This window comes from Sphingomonas sp. (genome assembly GCF_035317925.1).
In the GTDB taxonomy this organism is placed as follows: Bacteria; Pseudomonadota; Alphaproteobacteria; order Sphingomonadales; family Sphingomonadaceae; genus Sphingomonas_I.
Map to the genome: position 1 here is coordinate 1 of NZ_DATHFV010000125.1, position 16283 is coordinate 16283.

Annotated in this window: 19 protein-coding genes and 1 pseudogene; 6 read left to right on the forward strand and 14 right to left on the reverse strand. The window is 64.7% G+C overall.

Annotated elements, in window-relative coordinates:
• Both VK533_RS09055 and VK533_RS09060 read left to right on the forward strand, forming a co-directional pair.
• A partial coding sequence (locus VK533_RS09055; RefSeq protein WP_324376619.1) for a VOC family protein occupies positions 1-410 on the forward strand: 410 nt, incomplete at its 5' end.
• Between the two features lie 111 nt (positions 411-521).
• Positions 522-2474, forward strand: a complete 1953-nt coding sequence (locus tag VK533_RS09060; protein WP_324376621.1) for an OPT family oligopeptide transporter — start codon at positions 522-524, stop codon at positions 2472-2474.
• Here VK533_RS09060 and VK533_RS09065 read toward each other — a convergent pair.
• The 3 genes from VK533_RS09065 to uvrC all read right to left on the reverse strand — a co-directional run bounded on the left by VK533_RS09065 (position 2469) and on the right by uvrC (position 6183).
• A complete protein-coding gene (locus VK533_RS09065; RefSeq protein ID WP_324376623.1) occupies positions 2469-3284 on the reverse strand; it encodes an aldo/keto reductase in 816 nt (271 codons plus the stop codon). The genes VK533_RS09060 and VK533_RS09065 overlap by 6 nt on opposite strands.
• Before the next feature lie 31 nt (positions 3285-3315).
• A complete protein-coding gene (gene recO, locus VK533_RS09070; RefSeq protein ID WP_324376625.1) occupies positions 3316-4047 on the reverse strand; it encodes a DNA repair protein RecO in 732 nt (243 codons plus the stop codon).
• 216 nt (positions 4048-4263) lie between these two features.
• Positions 4264-6183: an excinuclease ABC subunit UvrC gene (gene uvrC, locus VK533_RS09075; RefSeq protein WP_414712295.1), complete on the reverse strand. Its 1920-nt coding sequence runs from the start codon at positions 6181-6183 to the stop codon at positions 4264-4266.
• Positions 6184-6230: 47 nt separating this feature from the next.
• On the opposite strand from uvrC, the gene VK533_RS09080 reads away from it, so the two are divergent.
• Positions 6231-6770 (forward strand): DUF4337 domain-containing protein, encoded by a 540-nt coding sequence (locus VK533_RS09080; RefSeq protein WP_324376629.1) that lies wholly within the window; start codon positions 6231-6233, stop codon positions 6768-6770.
• On the opposite strand, the gene VK533_RS09085 is transcribed toward VK533_RS09080, so the two are convergent.
• Genes VK533_RS09085 through VK533_RS09105 form a run of 5 tightly spaced genes read right to left on the reverse strand, consistent with a single transcriptional unit; the run spans position 6771 to position 9301 of the window.
• Positions 6771-7325, reverse strand: coding sequence for a hypothetical protein (locus VK533_RS09085; RefSeq protein WP_324376631.1), 555 nt, complete (start codon positions 7323-7325; stop codon positions 6771-6773). It abuts the gene before it with no gap.
• A 9-nt stretch (positions 7326-7334) separates the two neighbouring features.
• Positions 7335-7823, reverse strand: coding sequence for an ATPase (locus VK533_RS09090; RefSeq protein WP_324376633.1), 489 nt, complete (start codon positions 7821-7823; stop codon positions 7335-7337).
• A gap of 60 nt (positions 7824-7883) precedes the next feature.
• Entirely contained in the window at positions 7884-8114 is a 231-nt protein-coding gene (locus VK533_RS09095) for a F0F1 ATP synthase subunit C (RefSeq protein WP_324376635.1), read from the reverse strand.
• 31 nt (positions 8115-8145) lie between these two features.
• Positions 8146-8934, reverse strand: coding sequence for a F0F1 ATP synthase subunit A (locus tag VK533_RS09100; protein ID WP_324376637.1), 789 nt, complete (start codon positions 8932-8934; stop codon positions 8146-8148).
• A gap of 34 nt (positions 8935-8968) precedes the next feature.
• Positions 8969-9301, reverse strand: coding sequence for an AtpZ/AtpI family protein (locus VK533_RS09105; protein WP_324376654.1), 333 nt, complete (start codon positions 9299-9301; stop codon positions 8969-8971).
• Between the two features lie 144 nt (positions 9302-9445).
• On the opposite strand from VK533_RS09105, the gene radC reads away from it, so the two are divergent.
• Positions 9446-10132 (forward strand): RadC family protein, encoded by a 687-nt coding sequence (gene radC, locus VK533_RS09110; protein WP_324376639.1) that lies wholly within the window; start codon positions 9446-9448, stop codon positions 10130-10132.
• Between the two features lie 67 nt (positions 10133-10199).
• Positions 10200-11516, forward strand: a complete 1317-nt coding sequence (purB, locus tag VK533_RS09115) for an adenylosuccinate lyase (RefSeq protein WP_324376641.1) — start codon at positions 10200-10202, stop codon at positions 11514-11516.
• Here purB and VK533_RS09120 read toward each other — a convergent pair.
• From VK533_RS09120 to VK533_RS09135, 4 genes are all read right to left on the reverse strand, one after another.
• Complete coding sequence (locus VK533_RS09120; protein ID WP_324376643.1) at positions 11513-11671, reverse strand: hypothetical protein; 159 nt, start codon at positions 11669-11671, stop codon at positions 11513-11515. The genes purB and VK533_RS09120 overlap by 4 nt on opposite strands.
• Before the next feature lie 201 nt (positions 11672-11872).
• The gene (gene pgmG / locus VK533_RS09125; RefSeq protein ID WP_324376645.1) at positions 11873-13255 is read right to left on the reverse strand and encodes a phosphoglucomutase/phosphomannomutase PgmG; all 1383 of its coding nucleotides are present in this window, start codon (positions 13253-13255) and stop codon (positions 11873-11875) included.
• A 94-nt stretch (positions 13256-13349) separates the two neighbouring features.
• A complete protein-coding gene (locus VK533_RS09130; protein WP_324376646.1) occupies positions 13350-13751 on the reverse strand; it encodes a molecular chaperone DnaJ in 402 nt (133 codons plus the stop codon).
• Entirely contained in the window at positions 13748-14542 is a 795-nt protein-coding gene (locus tag VK533_RS09135) for a division plane positioning ATPase MipZ (RefSeq protein ID WP_324376648.1), read from the reverse strand. Before VK533_RS09135 ends, VK533_RS09130 begins: the two co-directional genes overlap by 4 nt.
• A 120-nt stretch (positions 14543-14662) precedes the next feature.
• Here VK533_RS09135 and VK533_RS09140 point away from each other — a divergent pair, with 120 nt between their 5' ends.
• Positions 14663-14944 carry a hypothetical protein gene (locus VK533_RS09140; RefSeq protein ID WP_324376650.1) on the forward strand — a complete coding sequence of 94 codons (282 nt, stop codon included), beginning with the start codon at positions 14663-14665 and terminating at the stop codon, positions 14942-14944.
• A 30-nt stretch (positions 14945-14974) separates the two neighbouring features.
• Here VK533_RS09140 and VK533_RS09145 read toward each other — a convergent pair whose 3' ends face one another.
• Positions 14975-16108: a GNAT family N-acetyltransferase gene (locus tag VK533_RS09145; protein WP_324376652.1), complete on the reverse strand. Its 1134-nt coding sequence runs from the start codon at positions 16106-16108 to the stop codon at positions 14975-14977.
• Between the two features lie 4 nt (positions 16109-16112).
• Positions 16113-16283 (reverse strand): annotated as a pseudogene (locus tag VK533_RS09150) (RidA family protein); the annotation flags it as partial.

Genomic DNA, 16283 nt, shown 5'->3' on the forward strand with positions numbered 1-16283 from the left:
CCGCCGCACGTGCCGCCGAGCCGGTCGGCCGGATCACGGGTGTCGGCGGCATCTTTTTCAAGAGCAAGGACCCCAAGGCGTTGATGGCGTGGTATCGCGATGTCCTGGGGATAAAGATCGAGGCCTGGGGTGGCGCGGCAATGGCGTATAACGCGCCCAGGCACCCGCCTGTGGTGGTGGTGAACGCATTCCGTCAGACCACCCATTATATGGATCCTTCGACGCGCGAGTTCATGATCGACTTTGCGGTCGACGATCTGTCCGCGTTTCTCGATCGCCTGAAGGCAAAAGGCGTCGCGGTGCTCAAGCGCGACGACAGCGATCCGAGCGGCAGCTTCGCCTGGATCGTCGATCCCGACGGCACCAAGATCGAATTGTGGGAGCCAAAGGGCGGGCCTGCGCCGAAATAGGCTTCTGCCGATCAGCATTCATGCCCTCCCTACTCCGCCCTTAGGGGCGGCAGGAGATAAGGCAGAGCTTAGCCGCTCGACTCTGTTCCCGCGCTCCGGCTAGGCTGCGTCATGGTTTCAAAATCCGCTGTCCGCCCGCCCGAGCTCACCTTGCGCGGGATCGCGCTCGGCTGTTTCATCACATTGCTGTTCACGGCCGCCAATCTGTATCTGGGATTACGCGTCGGCCTGACGATCGCGACGTCGATTCCGGCGGCGGTGATCTCGATGGCGCTGCTGCGCAATTTCAAGAACGCCAACATCTTCGAGAATAATATCGTCCAGACGATCGCGTCGGCGGCGGGCACCTTGTCGTCGATCGGCTATGTCCTGCCCGGCCTGATCATGGTCGGCTGGTGGACCGGCTTCAGTTTCTGGGTGACGTTCTGGGTCTGCGCGATCGGCGGCCTGCTCGGCGTGCTGTTCAGCGTGCCGCTGCGGCGCGCGCTCGTCACGGGATCGGACCTGCCCTACCCCGAGGGCGTCGCCGCGGCGGCCGTGCTCAAGGTCGGCACCGAGACCGCCGAGGGCGCCGCCGAGAGCAAGGTCGGCCTACGCGTGATCGTCGCCGGCAGCATCGCCTCAGCCTTTTACTCGCTGATCGCCGCGACCCAGATTGCGTCGGCCGAGATCACCAAATGGTTTCGTGTTGGCCAGACCGGCACGGGCGTCGATGCCAGCATGTCGTTCGCGCTGATCGGCGCGGGCCACCTGGTCGGGCTGACGGTGGGCCTTGCCATCCTGTGGGGGCTGGTGCTCGGCTTCGGCATCGTCACGCCCCTGCTGACCTACTGGGCCGGCACGCCCGATCTGGCCCAGGCGATCTGGGCGCATCAGGTGCGTTTCTTCGGCGCGGGCGTGATCGGCATCTCCGCTTTGTGGACGCTCGCCACCCTGATCGTGCCGATTTTCGGCGGTCTCAAGGAATCGCTGGAATCGTCCCGCACGCGCAAAGCCGGCAATACGGCGCTGGCGATCGAGGAGCAGGACATTCCGGTGCCTTTGCTGGGTGTCGGCCTGCTCGTGCTGATCGTGCCGATGGCGCTGGTGCTGTACGAATTCCTGACGGCCGGTCCGCTGGCCCAGCTCGCCTGGCCGCTGGTGGCGCTGGGCGTGGTCTATGTGATCATCGCTGGCGCAATCGTCGCGGCGGTGTGCGGTTACATGGCCGGGCTGATCGGTGCGTCCAACAGTCCGGTCTCAGGCCTCGGCATCCTCGGCGTGGTCGGCGCGGGGCTGGTGCTGGCGTTCTTCGTCAAGCCGCACGTGCCGGCGGGCGCGGTCCAGCACCTGGTCGCCTTCGCCTTGTTCCTCACCGCCCTGATTTTCTCGACCGCGACCATCGCCAACGACAATCTGCAGGACCTGAAGACCGGCCAATTGGTCGGCGCGACGCCGTGGAAGCAGCAGGTCGCGTTGATGATCGGCGTGATCGCGGGATCGCTCGTTATCCCCTTCACGCTCAACCTGCTCAACAAGGCTTATGGGTTTGCCGTTCTGCCGGGCGTTCCGTTGGCCGGGCTTGCGCCGATCGCTCCGCTCGCCGCGCCGCAGGCGACGTTGATCAGCACGCTTGCAAAAGGCGTGCTCGGCGCGGGGCTCGACTGGCCGACGATCGGATCGGGCGTCGCGGTCGGTGCGGTGCTGATCCTGATCGACGCCTTGCTGGGCAAGCTTGGCTGGCGGCGCGTACCGCCGCTCGCGGTCGGCCTCGGCATCTATCTACCGATGGGCGCGACCTTGCCGGTCGTTATCGGCGCGGTGATCGGCCATCTGTACGACAAGCGCACCAAGCGCGATGTCTCGGCGCGGACCGGCGTGCTGCTCGCTTCAGGCTTCATCGTCGGCGATGGCCTGTTCGGGGTCGCGCTGGCGGGCCTGATCGTCGCAACCGGCAGCGGAACGCCGCTGGCCTTGGTCGGCGATAGCTTCGCCACCCCGGCGATCTTCGTCGGGCTCGTCCTATTCGGCGCGATCCTCGCTTACCTCTATCGCTGGATCGCGCGGATTTCCGCCAAATTATAGGAAATCGGGGTCGGGCCCAATCCGGCCGTCAGCCCGGTCGAGCCCGGCGATGGCGTGGATATCGTCGGCGTCGAGGCTGAAGTCGAAGACATCCAGATTCTCGGCCTGACGCGCGCGGCTCGACGATTTCGGGATCACGGTCAGGCCGTTGTCGATATGCCAGCGGATGATCACCTGCGCGGGCGTCTTGCCGTGCTTGCGCGCGATACCGGCGATGACGGGATCGTCCAGCACCCCGCCCCGCCCAAGCGGCGACCAGCTGGTCGTGACGATATTGCTCTCGTCATGGTAAGCGCGCAGCTCAACCTGCTGGAAATAGGGGTGAAGCTCGATCTGGTTGACCGCCGGAACGACCCCTGTGTCGTGGATGATCCGTTCGAGCTGGACCATCGTGAAATTGGACACGCCGATCGTCTTCACACGGCCCTCATCCCGCAGCCGGACCAGCGCTTTCCAGCTTTCGGCATAGAGATCCAAGGCGGGCTTGGGCCAGTGGATCAGATAAAGGTCGATCGTTTCCAGCCCGAGCGCCTTGTAGCTGGCATCGAACGCCTGGAGCGCGCGGTCGTAACCCTGATCTTCATTGAACAATTTGGTGGTGACGAAGATGGTCTTGCCGCTCTCGCGTACCGCCGCGCCGACTTCGGCCTCGTTGCGATAGAAGGTAGCGGTGTCGACAGCTTGATAGCCCACATCGATCGCGTCGGCGACGAGGCGCTTGGTTTCCGGGGGCGGCACCAGGAATACGCCATAGCCGAGCTGGGGCATGGAATTTCCGTCGTTGAGCGCGATGCGGGGCTGGTCGGTCATGTGGGCGACTCCTCTTTCGTCCGCCCTAGTCCTACCCCACCGCTCGCTTCAAGCGGTCGACCAGCCTTTCACGTGCGGCGAGTATGTCGACGGTGCGGCCATGGAGCAGGTCGCGCTCGAGGAAATGGCCAGTCAGGCGGAAACCGTCGAGTATGTCGTCCCACTCCCCTGCTCCGCCCTCCAGCAGAAAAGACGGCAAGGGCAGCAGCCGGTCGCGATAGAGCTCACCCGCCGACCGGCTGACCGCGCCGCCGCTTTTCGGGCTGACGAACGCCAGATCGTCATTGGTGCCGCTCGCGACGCAGCCCGACAGATCGAGCCCGAAGCCCAATTCGGTGAGCAGCAGCAGTTCGTAGCGCACCATCGCGGTCGCCCAGCCGCGTGCGGCCGGTGCGGCGATCACCGCCGAAAGCACGCCATCCAGCGCGGAATAGAGCCGGGGGAAAGGCTGCGCCTCGGGCAGCACGGTCGCGGAGAGCGCGGTCGCCCATTCGATCGCGGCCGCGGGCAAGGCCTCGCTCATCATACCGGCGCGACTTTCGCTCAATTCGACGGTCAGCGCGGGCAATTGTTCTTCGGTGCGCGCGCGGAAATCGGCGCGGATCAGATTGCCCGGCACCAGCACGGGACGCAGCCGGCGCGATCGGCCGCCGCGGACGTAACCCGCGAGCATCCCGTCCGCCGGCGTGAGCGCGCGCACGATCGCGCCATGCTCGCCATGGGCGCGTACCGCGCAGACGATCGCCAGGGCTTCGACATGCATGGGCAAGGAATTAGGCGCTGGTCGCGGGAAAGGCGAGCAGGCCGCGCTTTGTCATCCCGGCCCCTGCACGGAGCCGGGATGACTGAGCGGATTGGAAGCTACTCGACCGTTACGGGCGTCAGCTTCGCCGTCAGCCGGTCTAATCCGGGGGCGTGACGATTCCGGTAAGGCCGAGGGTTAATGTCCCGAAAGCCATGATTTTCCGCCGGCAGTCCTTTACCCGCTCGGATGGAAATGATCGTAGATCGCGCGCGCCATCGTCGCCGATACGCCCGGCGCCCGCTGCAGATCCTCCAGCCCAGCGCCTTTGACCGCCTTGGCCGTGCCGAAATGCATCAGCAGCGCCTTCTTGCGCGCGGGCCCAATGCCGGGAACGTCGTCGAGTGGGCTGCTGGTGAAGGCGGCGGCGCGCTTGGTGCGGTGCGCCCCGATCGCGAAGCGGTGCGCCTCGTCGCGCAGCCTTTGCAGGTAGAACAGCACCGGCGAGTTCATCGGCAGCATCGATTCGCGGCCGTCGGGCAGATGGAAATGCTCGCGCCCGGCATTGCGGTCGGGCCCCTTGGAGATGCCGACCACGGGCACGTCGTGGACGCCCATCTCCTCCATCGTCTTGAACACGGCGGAGACCTGGCCCTTGCCGCCGTCGATCAGCAACAGATCGGGCCATTCGCCCGACTTGCGATCGGGATCCTCGCGTTCCAACCGCGCGAAGCGGCGCTCGAGCACCTCGCGCATCATCGCGAAATCGTCGCCGGGTGCGGTTTCGGGCCGCTTGATGTTGAACTTGCGATACTGGCCGTTGCGAAAGCCCTCCGGCCCCGCCACCACCATCGCGCCGACCATGTTGGTGCCCATGATGTGACTGTTGTCGTAAATCTCGATCCGGTTGGGCGGCCCTTCCAGTTCGAACAGCTCGCCGACCTCGCGCAGCAGCTTGGTCTGGGTCGCGCCCTCGGCGAGGCGGCGGTCGAGCGCTTCCTCGGCATTGCGCGTCGCCTGGGCGAGCAGACGGCGCTGTTCGCCGCGCTGAGGGACTTTCAGCACGACCTTGCGTTCGGCCTTCTCGGCGAGCGCCTCGGCGATCAATTCGGCCTCGGGCAGCACGCGATCGGTGAGGATCAGGCGCGGCGGCGGCACCTCCTCGTAAAATTGCATGATGATGCTCGCCAGCACGTCGTCTTCGGGCACTTCGGCGGTGTGCGTCGGGAAGAAGGCGCGATGGCCCCAATTCTGGCCGCCGCGGATGAAGAAGGCCTGGATGCCCATCTGGCCCGATTTGCAGGCGAGCGCGAACACATCGGCATCGTCGACGCCCTCGGCATTGATCGCCTGCGTCCCCTGGATGAAGGTGAGCGCCTTGAGCCGGTCGCGCAGCATCGCCGCCTGCTCGAAATCCATTGCCTCGGCGGCGGCCGCCATCTGGCCGCTCAGGCGCTTCTGCACCTGGGTCGACTTGCCCGAGAGGAAGGCGGTCGCGTCATCGACCAGTTCGGCATAATCCTCGACGCTGATGCGATCGACGCACGGCGCCGAGCAGCGCTTGATCTGATAGAGCAGGCATGGCCGCGTCCGGTTCGAGAAGAAGCTGTCGGTGCAGGACCGCAGCAGGAACAGTTTCTGCAACGAGGTGAGCGTCTTCCTGACCGCCCCTGCCCCCGCAAACGGCCCGAAATATTGCCCCTTCGCCCGGCGCGCACCGCGATGCAATTGTGCGCGTGGAAACTTATGATCCTCCCGCAACAGGATGAAAGGAAAGCTTTTATCGTCGCGGAGCAGGACGTTGTACGGCGGCCGGAAGCGCTTGATCAGCTGTGCTTCGAGCAGAAGCGCTTCGGCCTCGGTATTGGTCGTCACGATCGTCATGCCGCGCGTTTGCGCGACCATGCGGGTCAGCCGTTTCGGCAGGCGCGAGACCTGGGTGTAGTTGGAGACGCGGTTCTTGAGCGCGCGCGCCTTGCCGACATAGAGGACGTCGCCGCGCGCATCGAGCATGCGATAGACGCCGGGCCGCACCGGCAAAGTCTTGAGCACGTTGCGGATCGCGGCGATGCCGGCGTCGATATCGGGCGCGCCCTCGCCTTTGACGGCGTAGGTCGCTTTCTCTTCGTTGAAACGGTCTGTGGTGTCGCTCACGATGCTGATTTAGGAGCAGGAAGCGCAACGCGCCAGCAGTGGAGAGGCCAATGAGCGAAGCCCCTGAAATGCCCGATCTGCCTGAGGTTCACGACAAGAGGCTCAATCGCGCCGTCGCGACGACGGTGGTCATCCTGAGCGTGTGCATGGCGCTGGTGAACATCAAGGACGGCAATATCGTCCAGAATATGCAGCAGGCGCAGGCGACGCAGGTCGATACCTGGAACGAGTATCAGGCGACGCGGCTCAAATTGCATATGGAGGAGATGGCGCTGGCGGCAGGTACGTCCGACGCCGACCACGCGAAGAGCGAGATCGCCAAATATACGAAGGAATCGTCCGATCTGAAGGCGCAGGCGCAGGCCGCGCGCGACGATTACGACCATAACAATTACCGCGACGACCAGTTCGACCTGTCGGACGGCCTTGCTTCGATCGCGCTGGCGACGACCGCGATCGCGGCTCTGGTCGAAACGTGGTGGCTGCTATTCTTCGGCTGGGGCGCGGGATCGCTGTCGATCCTGTTCATGGTCGCGGGCTATGTCCAACTGCCGATCCACCCCAACGCGATCATCAGCTTTCTGACCTGATCAGTTCAGGCGCTGACCCAAAGCGGCGATGGCCTTGTCGACCAGGGCCTTGTCGCTGTCGGCGTCGTTGTGCTCGGCGATGAGTGCGGCGGCGGCGCGGGTCGCGGCATCGGCGGCGGTGGCGCGGACTTCGGCGATCGCGGTGCGCTCGGCGGCGGCGATCTTGTCCTCGGCCATGCGCGCGCGGCGCTTGACCAAAAGCTCGGTCTGTTCCTTGGCGTTGGCGAGGATGACCTCTGCCTCGGCGCGGGCATGGGCCAGGATCTGGTCCGCTTCGCCCTGCGCGGCGGCGGCCTTAGCCTGATGTTCGGCCCGGAGCGCCTCCGCCTCGGCGCGGAGCGTCGAGGCTTCGTCGAGTTGCTCGCGGATCGAGGCGATCTTCTTGTCGAGCGCCCTGCCGATCGCCGCGGGCACGCCCTTCCACAGCATGATCCCGATCACGACGAGCATCGACAGTGCGACGAACCCACCCGGATTGATGCCGAGGAAGTTGATTTCTTGCTCGATCGCACCGGGATTGGTCACGAGGGTGGTGGCGTTGAGGGGGGCGCTCATCGATCGTCCTTACGCGTTCAGCGCGGTCTTGACCGCCTTGGTGGCGGCCCGCTTGTCGACCTTGAGGCCCGAAACCTTGGCGACGATTTCCTGCACCGCCTCGACCGCGACGGCTTCGATGCCGGCGACGGCCTCGTCCTGCTGCGCCTTGAGCTCGGCTTCGGCCTCGGCGACCTTGGCGGCGATCTTGACGTCCTCGGCCTTGACCTTCTTCTCGGCGGCGAGTGCCGCGTCGACCTTGGCCTTGGCGGCGGCGGCCTGGGCTTCGCTACGACTGGCGCCGAGCTTGGCCTGATAGGCGGCGTCGGCGGCATCGGCCTCGGCGCGCGCCTTTTCGGCAGCGGCGAGATCGCCGCTGATCTTTGCCGCACGATGTTCGACCGTGCCCTGGATCTTCGGCAGCATCAGATAGCTGCCGATCAGAATCAGCCCGAACACCACCACCAGCCAGAAGAGCTGGGAGGCGTAAATAGAGGCAATCTGATCAATCTGGGGCATCGGCTTCCCTTGAATGCCGTTGGAGTAGGAGAGAGCGCCAGAGCGCCCTCCCCTAAAGGCTTACTTGACGACGAACAGGATCAGGATCGCGATAACGAACGCGATCAGGCCCAGAAGCTCGGCGGCGGCGAAGCCGATGAACAGGCGGCCCTGCTGGCCGTCGGCGGCACCCGGATTGCGCAGCGCGCCTTCGAGGAACGAGCCGAACACGTTGCCCACGCCGAGCGCGGCCAGGCCGACGCCGATGGCCGCAAGGCCGGCGCCGATCATCTTGGCAGAAGTGACGTCCATGATTGTATTCCCTTCCTGGTATTCGTTGGACTTAGTGAAGATTGATGGCGTCGTTGAGATAGAGCGACGTCAGAAGCGCGAACACATAGGCCTGGATCGCCGAAACCAGCAGTTCCAGCGCCGACACGCCGATGATCATGATGAAGGACAGCACGCTGACGGTGCCGCCCATCGCCGAGCCCGAATTGAGGCCCTGAACCACGAAACTGGCGAACACGTCGAGCAGGATGTGCCCGGCGGTCATCGCCACGAACAGTCGCAGACCGAGGCTGAACGGGCGGACGAGAAAGCTCATCAGCTCGATCGGGGTGACGATGATCGCGATGTACCAGGGCGTGCCGTGCGGCACGAACAGCGAGAAGAAGTGCAAACCGTGCTTGGCGAAACCGACCAGCAGCACGATGCCGAAGCTGACGAAGGCGAGCACCGCGGTGACGGTGATGTGGCTCGTCACGGTGAAGGGATGCCAGCCGGGGACGATCCCGAGCGGGAACAGGCCGATCAGATTGGCGAACAGGATGAACATGAAGAGCGAGAAGACGTAGGGCGTGAACGCCTTGCCCTTCGGCCCGATATTGGTGTTCATCATGTCGGCGACGAAGCCGGTCATGCCTTCGACCGCGGCCTGCCAGCGGCCGGGCACGAGCTTGCGCTGCATGCCGCCGAGCATGAAGATCCACAGCACGGCGGCCGTGATGACCATGAACAAGGCCGAATTGGTGAAGCTGATATCGTAGCCGTGCAGCACCAGATGCCGGCCGAGCACGGGCTCGACCAGGAATTGATGCATCGGATCGATACCGGACCCTTCAGCCGCCACTCTTCTACCCCTGCTTATACGGCAAGCGCCCGGATCACTCCGGACGCTGCTGCGAAATCCGATAGATGTTCCTGATGGCGACCGCGAATCCGAGGAATAGCAGCACCAGCAGAAGCCAGGGCGAGGTGCCGAACAGCCGGTCGAGAAACCAGCCGATCAGCGCTCCGCCGGCGGGACCCGCAATCAGCTCGGTCAGAACCCGGCTGCCCTGGCTGTAGCCCTTTTGGGGCTTGCGCGGCGCCGTCCCTGCCCTTGCCTGTTCGGCGCCGGTCGCAGCCTTAAGCCGCGCATCCAGCTCGGAAAGCCGGACGTCCCGTAGGGGATTCTCGTCGCCGATCGGATCCTGCCCGGGCTCGTTTGCCGCCACGCGTTCCTCCTGCAGACCCAGGTTATCGGGCCGGCCGACGGCCGCGCCGGCGGGCGTTCCCGTCAGGCGCGGTCCCTTTAGCAGGGGGGTCGACCAAGTCAACTTTAGGGTGATTTCCTGGAGGATCGCGTTACCTTTCTCGGGATGAGCGATCCCGATCCTGCCACCGACGCGAGCGGCCATCGCGCCCGGCTGCGCCAACGGTTGGTCGAGGGCGGCCCGGATGCGTTGCTCGACCATGAATTGATCGAATATCTGCTCGCGCTCGCGATCCCGCGTCGCGACACCAAGCCGCTGGCGCGCGCCCTACTGGCCGAGTTCGGCAGCCTCGGCGCGGTTTTCACGGCCGACGCCGAATCGCTTGCCCGCGCGGGCCTGACCGAGGGCGCGATCGGCGCGATCAAGATCGCACAGGCGTCGGCGGTGCGCCTGCTCAAGGGCGCAGTGACCGCGCGCCCGGTGCTGGGCAGCTGGCAGGCGCTGACCGACTATCTCCACGTGGCGATGGCGCACCGCATGACCGAAAGCGCGCGCGTGCTGCATCTCAATTCGCGTAACATGTTGATCCGCGACGAACTCGTCTCCGAAGGCTCGATCGATCAGGCCGCGATCTATGTGCGCGAAGTGGCGCGGCGCGCGCTGGAGCTGGGCTCGGCCGCGATCATCCTGGTGCACAATCACCCCAGCGGCGATCCCTCCCCTTCGCGCCAGGATATCGCGCTGACCAAAGAGATAATCGGCGCGCTCAAGCCGCTCGGCATTCAGGTCCATGACCATGTCGTGATCGGATCGAACGGCCATGCCAGCTTGCGCGCGCTGGGACTGCTCTGACGCCCTTTGTTGAACCTTGGGGCGACGGTTGCTACCGCGCCGCCGACTCTCCTGAGAAAGCCCGGCTATGATCCCCCGTTATTCGCGCCCCGAGATGGTTGCCATCTGGGAGCCGCAGTCCCGCTTCCGCATCTGGTTCGAGATCGAGGCGCACGCGACCGAGGCGCTGGGCGAGCTTGGCGTGGTGCCGAAGAGCGCGGCCAAGGCGCTGTGGGACTGGTGGAAAACCAATCCCGAGATCGACGTGGCTGCGATCGACGCGATCGAGGCGGTGACCAAGCATGACGTGATCGCCTTCCTGACGTGGGTGGCGGAGCAGGTCGGCGACGAGGCGCGCTTCATGCATCAGGGGATGACCTCGTCCGACGTGCTCGACACCTGCCTCTCGGTGCAGCTTGCGCAGGCGAGCGACCTGCTGCTGACCGACATCGACAAGCTTCTGGACGTGCTCAAGCGCCGCGCGTTCGAATATAAGATGACGCCGACGATCGGCCGCAGTCACGGCATCCATGCCGAGCCGGTCACGTTCGGGCTCAAACTGGCCGAGGCTTATGCCGAATTCAGCCGCAACAGGGCGCGGCTGCTGGCGGCGCGGGCGGATATCGCGACCTGCGCGATCTCCGGCGCGGTCGGCACCTTCGCCAATATCGATCCGCGCGTCGAAGCCTATGTCGCCGACAAGATGGGGCTGGCGGTCGAGCCGGTCTCGACCCAGGTCATCCCGCGCGACCGCCATGCCATGTTCTTCGCGACGTTGGGCGTGATCGCGTCATCGATAGAGCGGCTCGCGGTCGAGGTGCGCCATCTGCAGCGCACCGAAGTGCTGGAGGCTGAGGAATATTTCTCGCCCGGCCAGAAGGGCTCATCGGCGATGCCGCACAAGCGCAATCCGGTGCTGACCGAGAATCTGACCGGCCTCGCCCGGATGGTGCGCGGCTATGTCACGCCTGCGCTTGAGAATGTCGCGCTCTGGCATGAACGCGACATCAGCCACTCGTCGGTCGAGCGCTATATCGGGCCTGATGCGACGATCACGCTCGACTTCGCCCTCGCCCGCCTCACCGGCGTGATGGACAAGTTGCTCGTCTATCCCGAGCGGATGATGAAGAATCTCGACAAGATGGGCGGCCTTGTCCACTCGCAACGCGTGCTGCTCGCGCTGACGCAAGCGGGCGTCAGCCGCGAGGATAGCTATCGACTGGTCCAGCGCAACGCGATGAAGGTCTGGGAATCCGACGGCCAGCTATCGCTGCTCGAACTGCTCAAGGCCGATCCCGAGGTGACCGTCGCGTTGCCGGCGGCCGAGATCGAGGAGAAATTCGATCTTGGCTACCATCTGCGCCAGGTCGACACGATCTTCGACCGGGTGTTCGGCAAGGCCTAGTAGATTTCCGAGGGGACGTGATTGGGTAGGCGCATCGCCAGCCGCTCAATCACGAGCGAGAGATGCGCGGCCAGCGCCAGCTCTTTCTCCGCCATCAGGATATCGTCGGCCTGCCGGAGCAAGCCCAGACATTCTTCAATCTTGTCGTGCTTCATTTTACGCCGTTCTACGCAATCACCCCCGCCGGAACTGACGGACGTGCTTTCCTATACGTAAACCGACTTTATCGCTAGTGAACACAGGTTAGGGAATTTGCTCGAAATTGCGCGAATATCAGGCCGCTAACCAACTAAATACCCGTTTCGGCTTCAAAAAAACCACCGATCTGTAGGGCATGGTTTCTTGACCGTTTTGGTTCAATGTCCAGCCTGTGGTCCGCGCTCGAGCCCCGACAATGCCAGCTGCTCGTCGATCTGGCCGAGCAGGCGATCGAGGCCGGCCTGATCCTTCGCCTCGGCGCGTGCGACCAGCACGTCCTGTGTGTTCGATGCGCGCAGCAGCCACCAGCCGTCGGCCGTGTTGACCCGGGCGCCGTCGGTGCGGTTGACCTCCGCGCCCGCTGTCTCAAGCCGGTCGAGTATCTCATCCACCACCGCGAACTTGCGGCTTTCGTCAACCTGGAAGCGCATTTCCGGCGTGTTGACCAACGCAGGCATGGCATCCTTGAGCGCGGTCAGCGAACCGCCGAGCACGCGCACCGCGCCGATCAGGCGGATCGCGGCATAGAGCGCGTCGTCGAAGCCATACCATTCGTGGCGGAAGAAGATGTGGCCGGACATCTCGCCCGCGAGCGGGCTGTCGGTTTCCTTCATCTTGACCTTGATCAGGCTATGACCAGTCTTCCACATCAAAGGCTTACCGCCCAATTCTGCGATCCGATCATAAAGTGCCTGGCTGGCCTTCACGTCGGCGATGATGGTCGAGCCGGGCTCGGCGCGCAGCACCGGTTCGGCGAGGATCGAGAGGATTTGGTCGCCCCACACCACCCTGCCCTGACCGTCGATCGCACCGATGCGGTCGGCGTCGCCGTCGAAGGCGATCCCGAAATCGAGCTGCTTCTCGGCGACCAGTTTCTTCAGGTCGGCGAGATTCTTCTCCTCGGTCGGATCGGGATGGTGATTGGGAAAGCTGCCATCGATCTCGGTATAAAGCAGGTGATGCTCGCCCGGCAGCTTCGCGACGAGTTTCTCGAGGATGCGCCCGCCCGCACCATTGCCATTGTCCCAACCAATCCGGAACGCGCCGCCGGCATAGCCCGCGAACAGGCGATCGACGTAGAGATCCTCGATATCGTAATCGCTGACTTCGCCGGTGCCCTCGTCCCAGTCGCCCTCCGCAGCCATCTTGCCGATCGCCTGGATCTGCTCGCCGAAGAACGGGCCGTGCTGCAGCACCATCTTGAAGCCATTATATTCGGCCGGGTTGTGGCTGCCGGTGATCTGGACGGCGCCGTCCACTTCCAGCGTCGCTTCGGCGAAATAGAGCATCGGCGTCGGGCCGATCCCGACGCGGACGACATCCACCCCGCTTTCGGTCAGCCCGCGCACCAGTTCATCGCGGAGGCTCGGCGAGGAAACGCGTCCATCCCAGCCGACCGCGACGCGCGTGCCGCCTGCGCGGCGGACATGGCTCGCGAAGCCGCGGCCGATCGCATAGGCGTCCTCGGTTCCCAGCGTCTTTCCGACGATCCCGCGAATGTCATATTCGCGTAGCGAGGTCGGATCGAAACGATGGGTCATGAATGTCTCCTGGAACGGGATGCCGGACGGCACGGGCGCTGATGACGTGAATCAGGCTCTAATCAAGGTCTAGACGCACGAGACTGTTACGGGTTCAACCCCGATGGCGCAGCAAAGTATCGCGGGCGTCGTTGACCTGACGGGTCAGGTCGGCCGAGCCGCCAACGTCAGGGTGGACGCGGGCGACCAGGCGGCGGTGCGCGGCGCGAATTTCCTCGGGCGTCGCGTTGATCGGCACTTCAAGGAGGCTCCGCGCTTCGGCATGGGTCATGGGCTGCGAATTGCCGGCCTTCCCGCTTTTGCGGAACCAGAACCACCAGACCGCAGCCCCCACGCCCAACACGCCCAGCGGCGAATGGCTGTTGAGCATTTTCAGGCCGATCAGAGCGGCGAGCACCGCCATGACGTCGCTGATCCGCATCGCCTGCGGATCGCGCGTCTTCCACGCCCAATAGAGCACGCCCGCTGCGGCGAGCAGGACCAGGTCGATGATCACGCGGCCTGGGTCTGCTTGGGCGCCCCTGCCTGCTCGGGCAATTCGAGCCCGGCGATCAGTTCGCGCAATTCACCGCGCGCCGCGACATGGGCAAGGCCTGCATCCTCGCCGATCGCGGCGAGATCGAGCAAGGTCAGACCCTTCGGGAAGAGCTCGCGGTAGATGACGCGCTCCGACAGGCCGGGAATGACGCGGAAGCCGACGCGCTTCGACAATTCGCTCAGCGCCGCCGCGACGCGCCGCATGTTACGCGCTTCGAGATGCTGGAGGCGGTTGCGCAGCACGACCCAGTCGACCGTGCCGCCGTCGCTCTTGGCGCGCGCTTTGCGCGCGTCCCACACCAGTTCGGCATAGAAGCTCGGGCGCTTGATCTTGTAATTGTCGGGATCGACCTGGCCGATCAGGTCGAGATCGACGAAGCTGTCGTTGATCGGCGTGACCAATGTGTCGGCGGTCTCGATCGCGGCGCGGACATAATCATCATCGCGGCCGGGCGTGTCGACGATCAGAAAATCGGCCTCGGCCGCCAGATTGTCGAGCCGCTCGTGAATGGTGAAGCCGTCGGCCGGGTTGAACGTACCGTAGGCCGGCATCGGCAGCGTCGCGCCCGCCCGCTTCATATAGTCGACGCGATTGTCGAGATAGCGGCCGAAGGTGCGCTGGCGCGTATCGAGATCGAGCGCGGTGACCCTATGCCCCTTGACGGCAAGCGCGATCGCGGTGTGGACCGCGCTGGTCGACTTGCCGGAGCCGCCTTTCTCGTTGGCGAAGATGATACGATGCGCGGCCATTAAACCCCTCTTTGCGACCTCTCTTATGTCGAGGCCCCCGATATGGCGCAACGGCGCTCAAGTCCCCGCGAAAATCGTCGTTAACGATGCAGAGAGCAAGTTTTCTTGGGGATTTTTGCCATGGCACGAATGGTGCGTATCGAGGATCTGGTGGGCAGCGCGGCTGGCGGCGACGAGGTCGCGGCGTTCGAATTGGCCATGTGCCATGCGAGCGGCAGCGGCGGTCTTAGCGTCGATCTGGTCCAGGCGCATCGCTGGTTCAACGTCGCGGCGGCGTGCGGCTATCAGCCCGCGCTCGACTGGCGGCACGAAATCGCGATGGAAATGAGTGCGCGCGAAGTGGTCGAAGCCCAGAAGCTCGCCCGCGCGACGCTTGGCGGGATGTTCCGCAAAGCTGCCTGACTTAATGCCCTCTCCCACAAGGGGAGAGGGCTAGAAGCCTTTCTTATACGGCGATTCTTCCGCCAGCACCGCGATATTGCTCGCGATCATCCGGCGCTCCTGTTCGAGATAGTCCGCGACCGCGCGGCGAAAGCCCGGATCCGGAATATGGTGCGCTGAGAAGGTCGGCACCGGCAGATAGCCGCGGGCGAGCTTGTGTTCGCCCTGCGCGCCCGCCTCGACCCTGGCGAGGCCGCGCGCGATGGCGGCATCGATCGCCTGATAATAACAAAGCTCGAAATGGAGGAAGGGTACTTCCTCGGTGCAACCCCAATAGCGGCCATAGAGCGTATCGCTGCCGACCAGATTGAGCGCACCCGCGATCGGCACGCCATCCCGGAGCGCCAGCATCAATATGACCTTATCGCCCATGCGCTGGCCGAGCAGGCTGAAGAATTTCCGCTTGAGATAGGGACGGCCCCATTTGCGCGAGCCGGTATCCTGATAGAAACGCCAGAAGGCGCTCCAATGTTTTTCCTCGATCGCGTCGCCGGTGAGATGGAGGAATTCCAGCCCCTCTTGCGCCGCCGCCCGTTCCTTGCGGATCGCCTTGCGCTTGCGCGAAGAAAGCGCGTCGAGGAAGCCGTCGAAATCGGTATAATCGCGATTATACCAGTGGAACTGGCGGTCCGCCCGGATCAGCCAGCCGGCTGCCTCGAAGAAGCGCAGCTGATCGCCCTCGATGAAGGTCGCATGGGCGGAGGACAGGTCGTTCTGCTCCACCACCGCCTCGGCCGCCGCGATCAAGGCGGGGGCGAGGTTCGGGTCGCGCAGCAGCAGCCGTGGGCCCGGCACGGGCGAGAACGGCACCGCGATCTGCAATTTGGGGTAATAAGACCGCCCTGCCCGCTCCCACGCGTCGGCCCAGCCATGGTCGAACACATATTCGCCCTGGCTGTGGCTTTTGGCATAGGCCGGTAGGATCGCCACGGGCGCGCCGTCCGGGCCGTCGATCGCGATCGGCACGGGCTGCCAGCCGGCCTGCGCGACCGCGCTGCCCGAATCTTCGAGTGCGCTCAGGAAAGCGTGGCTGACGAACGGATTGTCGTCGCCGGCACAGGCATCCCATTCGGCCGCGTCGAACGCGGCGACGCCGCCGGCCATGCGGGCGACGACGTCAGTCATGGGCTCAGGCCTTGATCGCGACGACCGCGTCGACCTCGACGATCGCGTTCAGAGGCAGGACCGGCACGCCGACCGCGCTGCGCGCATGCTTGCCGGCATCGCCGAACACCGCCTGCATCAGCTCGGACGCACCGTTGGCGACCTTGGGCTGCGCGGTGAAATGCGGTGTCGAGGA

Bases quoted from the DNA above. Each gene is read 5' to 3' on its own strand.
- VK533_RS09060 (WP_324376621.1), top strand. From the start codon at position 522: ATGGTTTCAAAATCCGCTGTCCGCCCGCCCGAGCTCACCTTGCGCGGG.
- VK533_RS09065 (WP_324376623.1), bottom strand. From the start codon at position 3,284: ATGACCGACCAGCCCCGCATCGCGCTCAACGACGGAAATTCCATGCCC.
- recO (WP_324376625.1), bottom strand. From the start codon at position 4,047: ATGCATGTCGAAGCCCTGGCGATCGTCTGCGCGGTACGCGCCCATGGC.
- VK533_RS09080 (WP_324376629.1), top strand. From the start codon at position 6,231: ATGAGCGAAGCCCCTGAAATGCCCGATCTGCCTGAGGTTCACGACAAG.
- VK533_RS09085 (WP_324376631.1), bottom strand. From the start codon at position 7,325: ATGAGCGCCCCCCTCAACGCCACCACCCTCGTGACCAATCCCGGTGCG.
- VK533_RS09090 (WP_324376633.1), bottom strand. From the start codon at position 7,823: ATGCCCCAGATTGATCAGATTGCCTCTATTTACGCCTCCCAGCTCTTC.
- VK533_RS09095 (WP_324376635.1), bottom strand. From the start codon at position 8,114: ATGGACGTCACTTCTGCCAAGATGATCGGCGCCGGCCTTGCGGCCATC.
- radC (WP_324376639.1), top strand. From the start codon at position 9,446: ATGAGCGATCCCGATCCTGCCACCGACGCGAGCGGCCATCGCGCCCGG.
- purB (WP_324376641.1), top strand. From the start codon at position 10,200: ATGATCCCCCGTTATTCGCGCCCCGAGATGGTTGCCATCTGGGAGCCG.
- VK533_RS09120 (WP_324376643.1), bottom strand. From the start codon at position 11,671: ATGAAGCACGACAAGATTGAAGAATGTCTGGGCTTGCTCCGGCAGGCC.
- pgmG (WP_324376645.1), bottom strand. From the start codon at position 13,255: ATGACCCATCGTTTCGATCCGACCTCGCTACGCGAATATGACATTCGC.
- VK533_RS09135 (WP_324376648.1), bottom strand. From the start codon at position 14,542: ATGGCCGCGCATCGTATCATCTTCGCCAACGAGAAAGGCGGCTCCGGC.
- VK533_RS09140 (WP_324376650.1), top strand. From the start codon at position 14,663: ATGGCACGAATGGTGCGTATCGAGGATCTGGTGGGCAGCGCGGCTGGC.
- VK533_RS09145 (WP_324376652.1), bottom strand. From the start codon at position 16,108: ATGACTGACGTCGTCGCCCGCATGGCCGGCGGCGTCGCCGCGTTCGAC.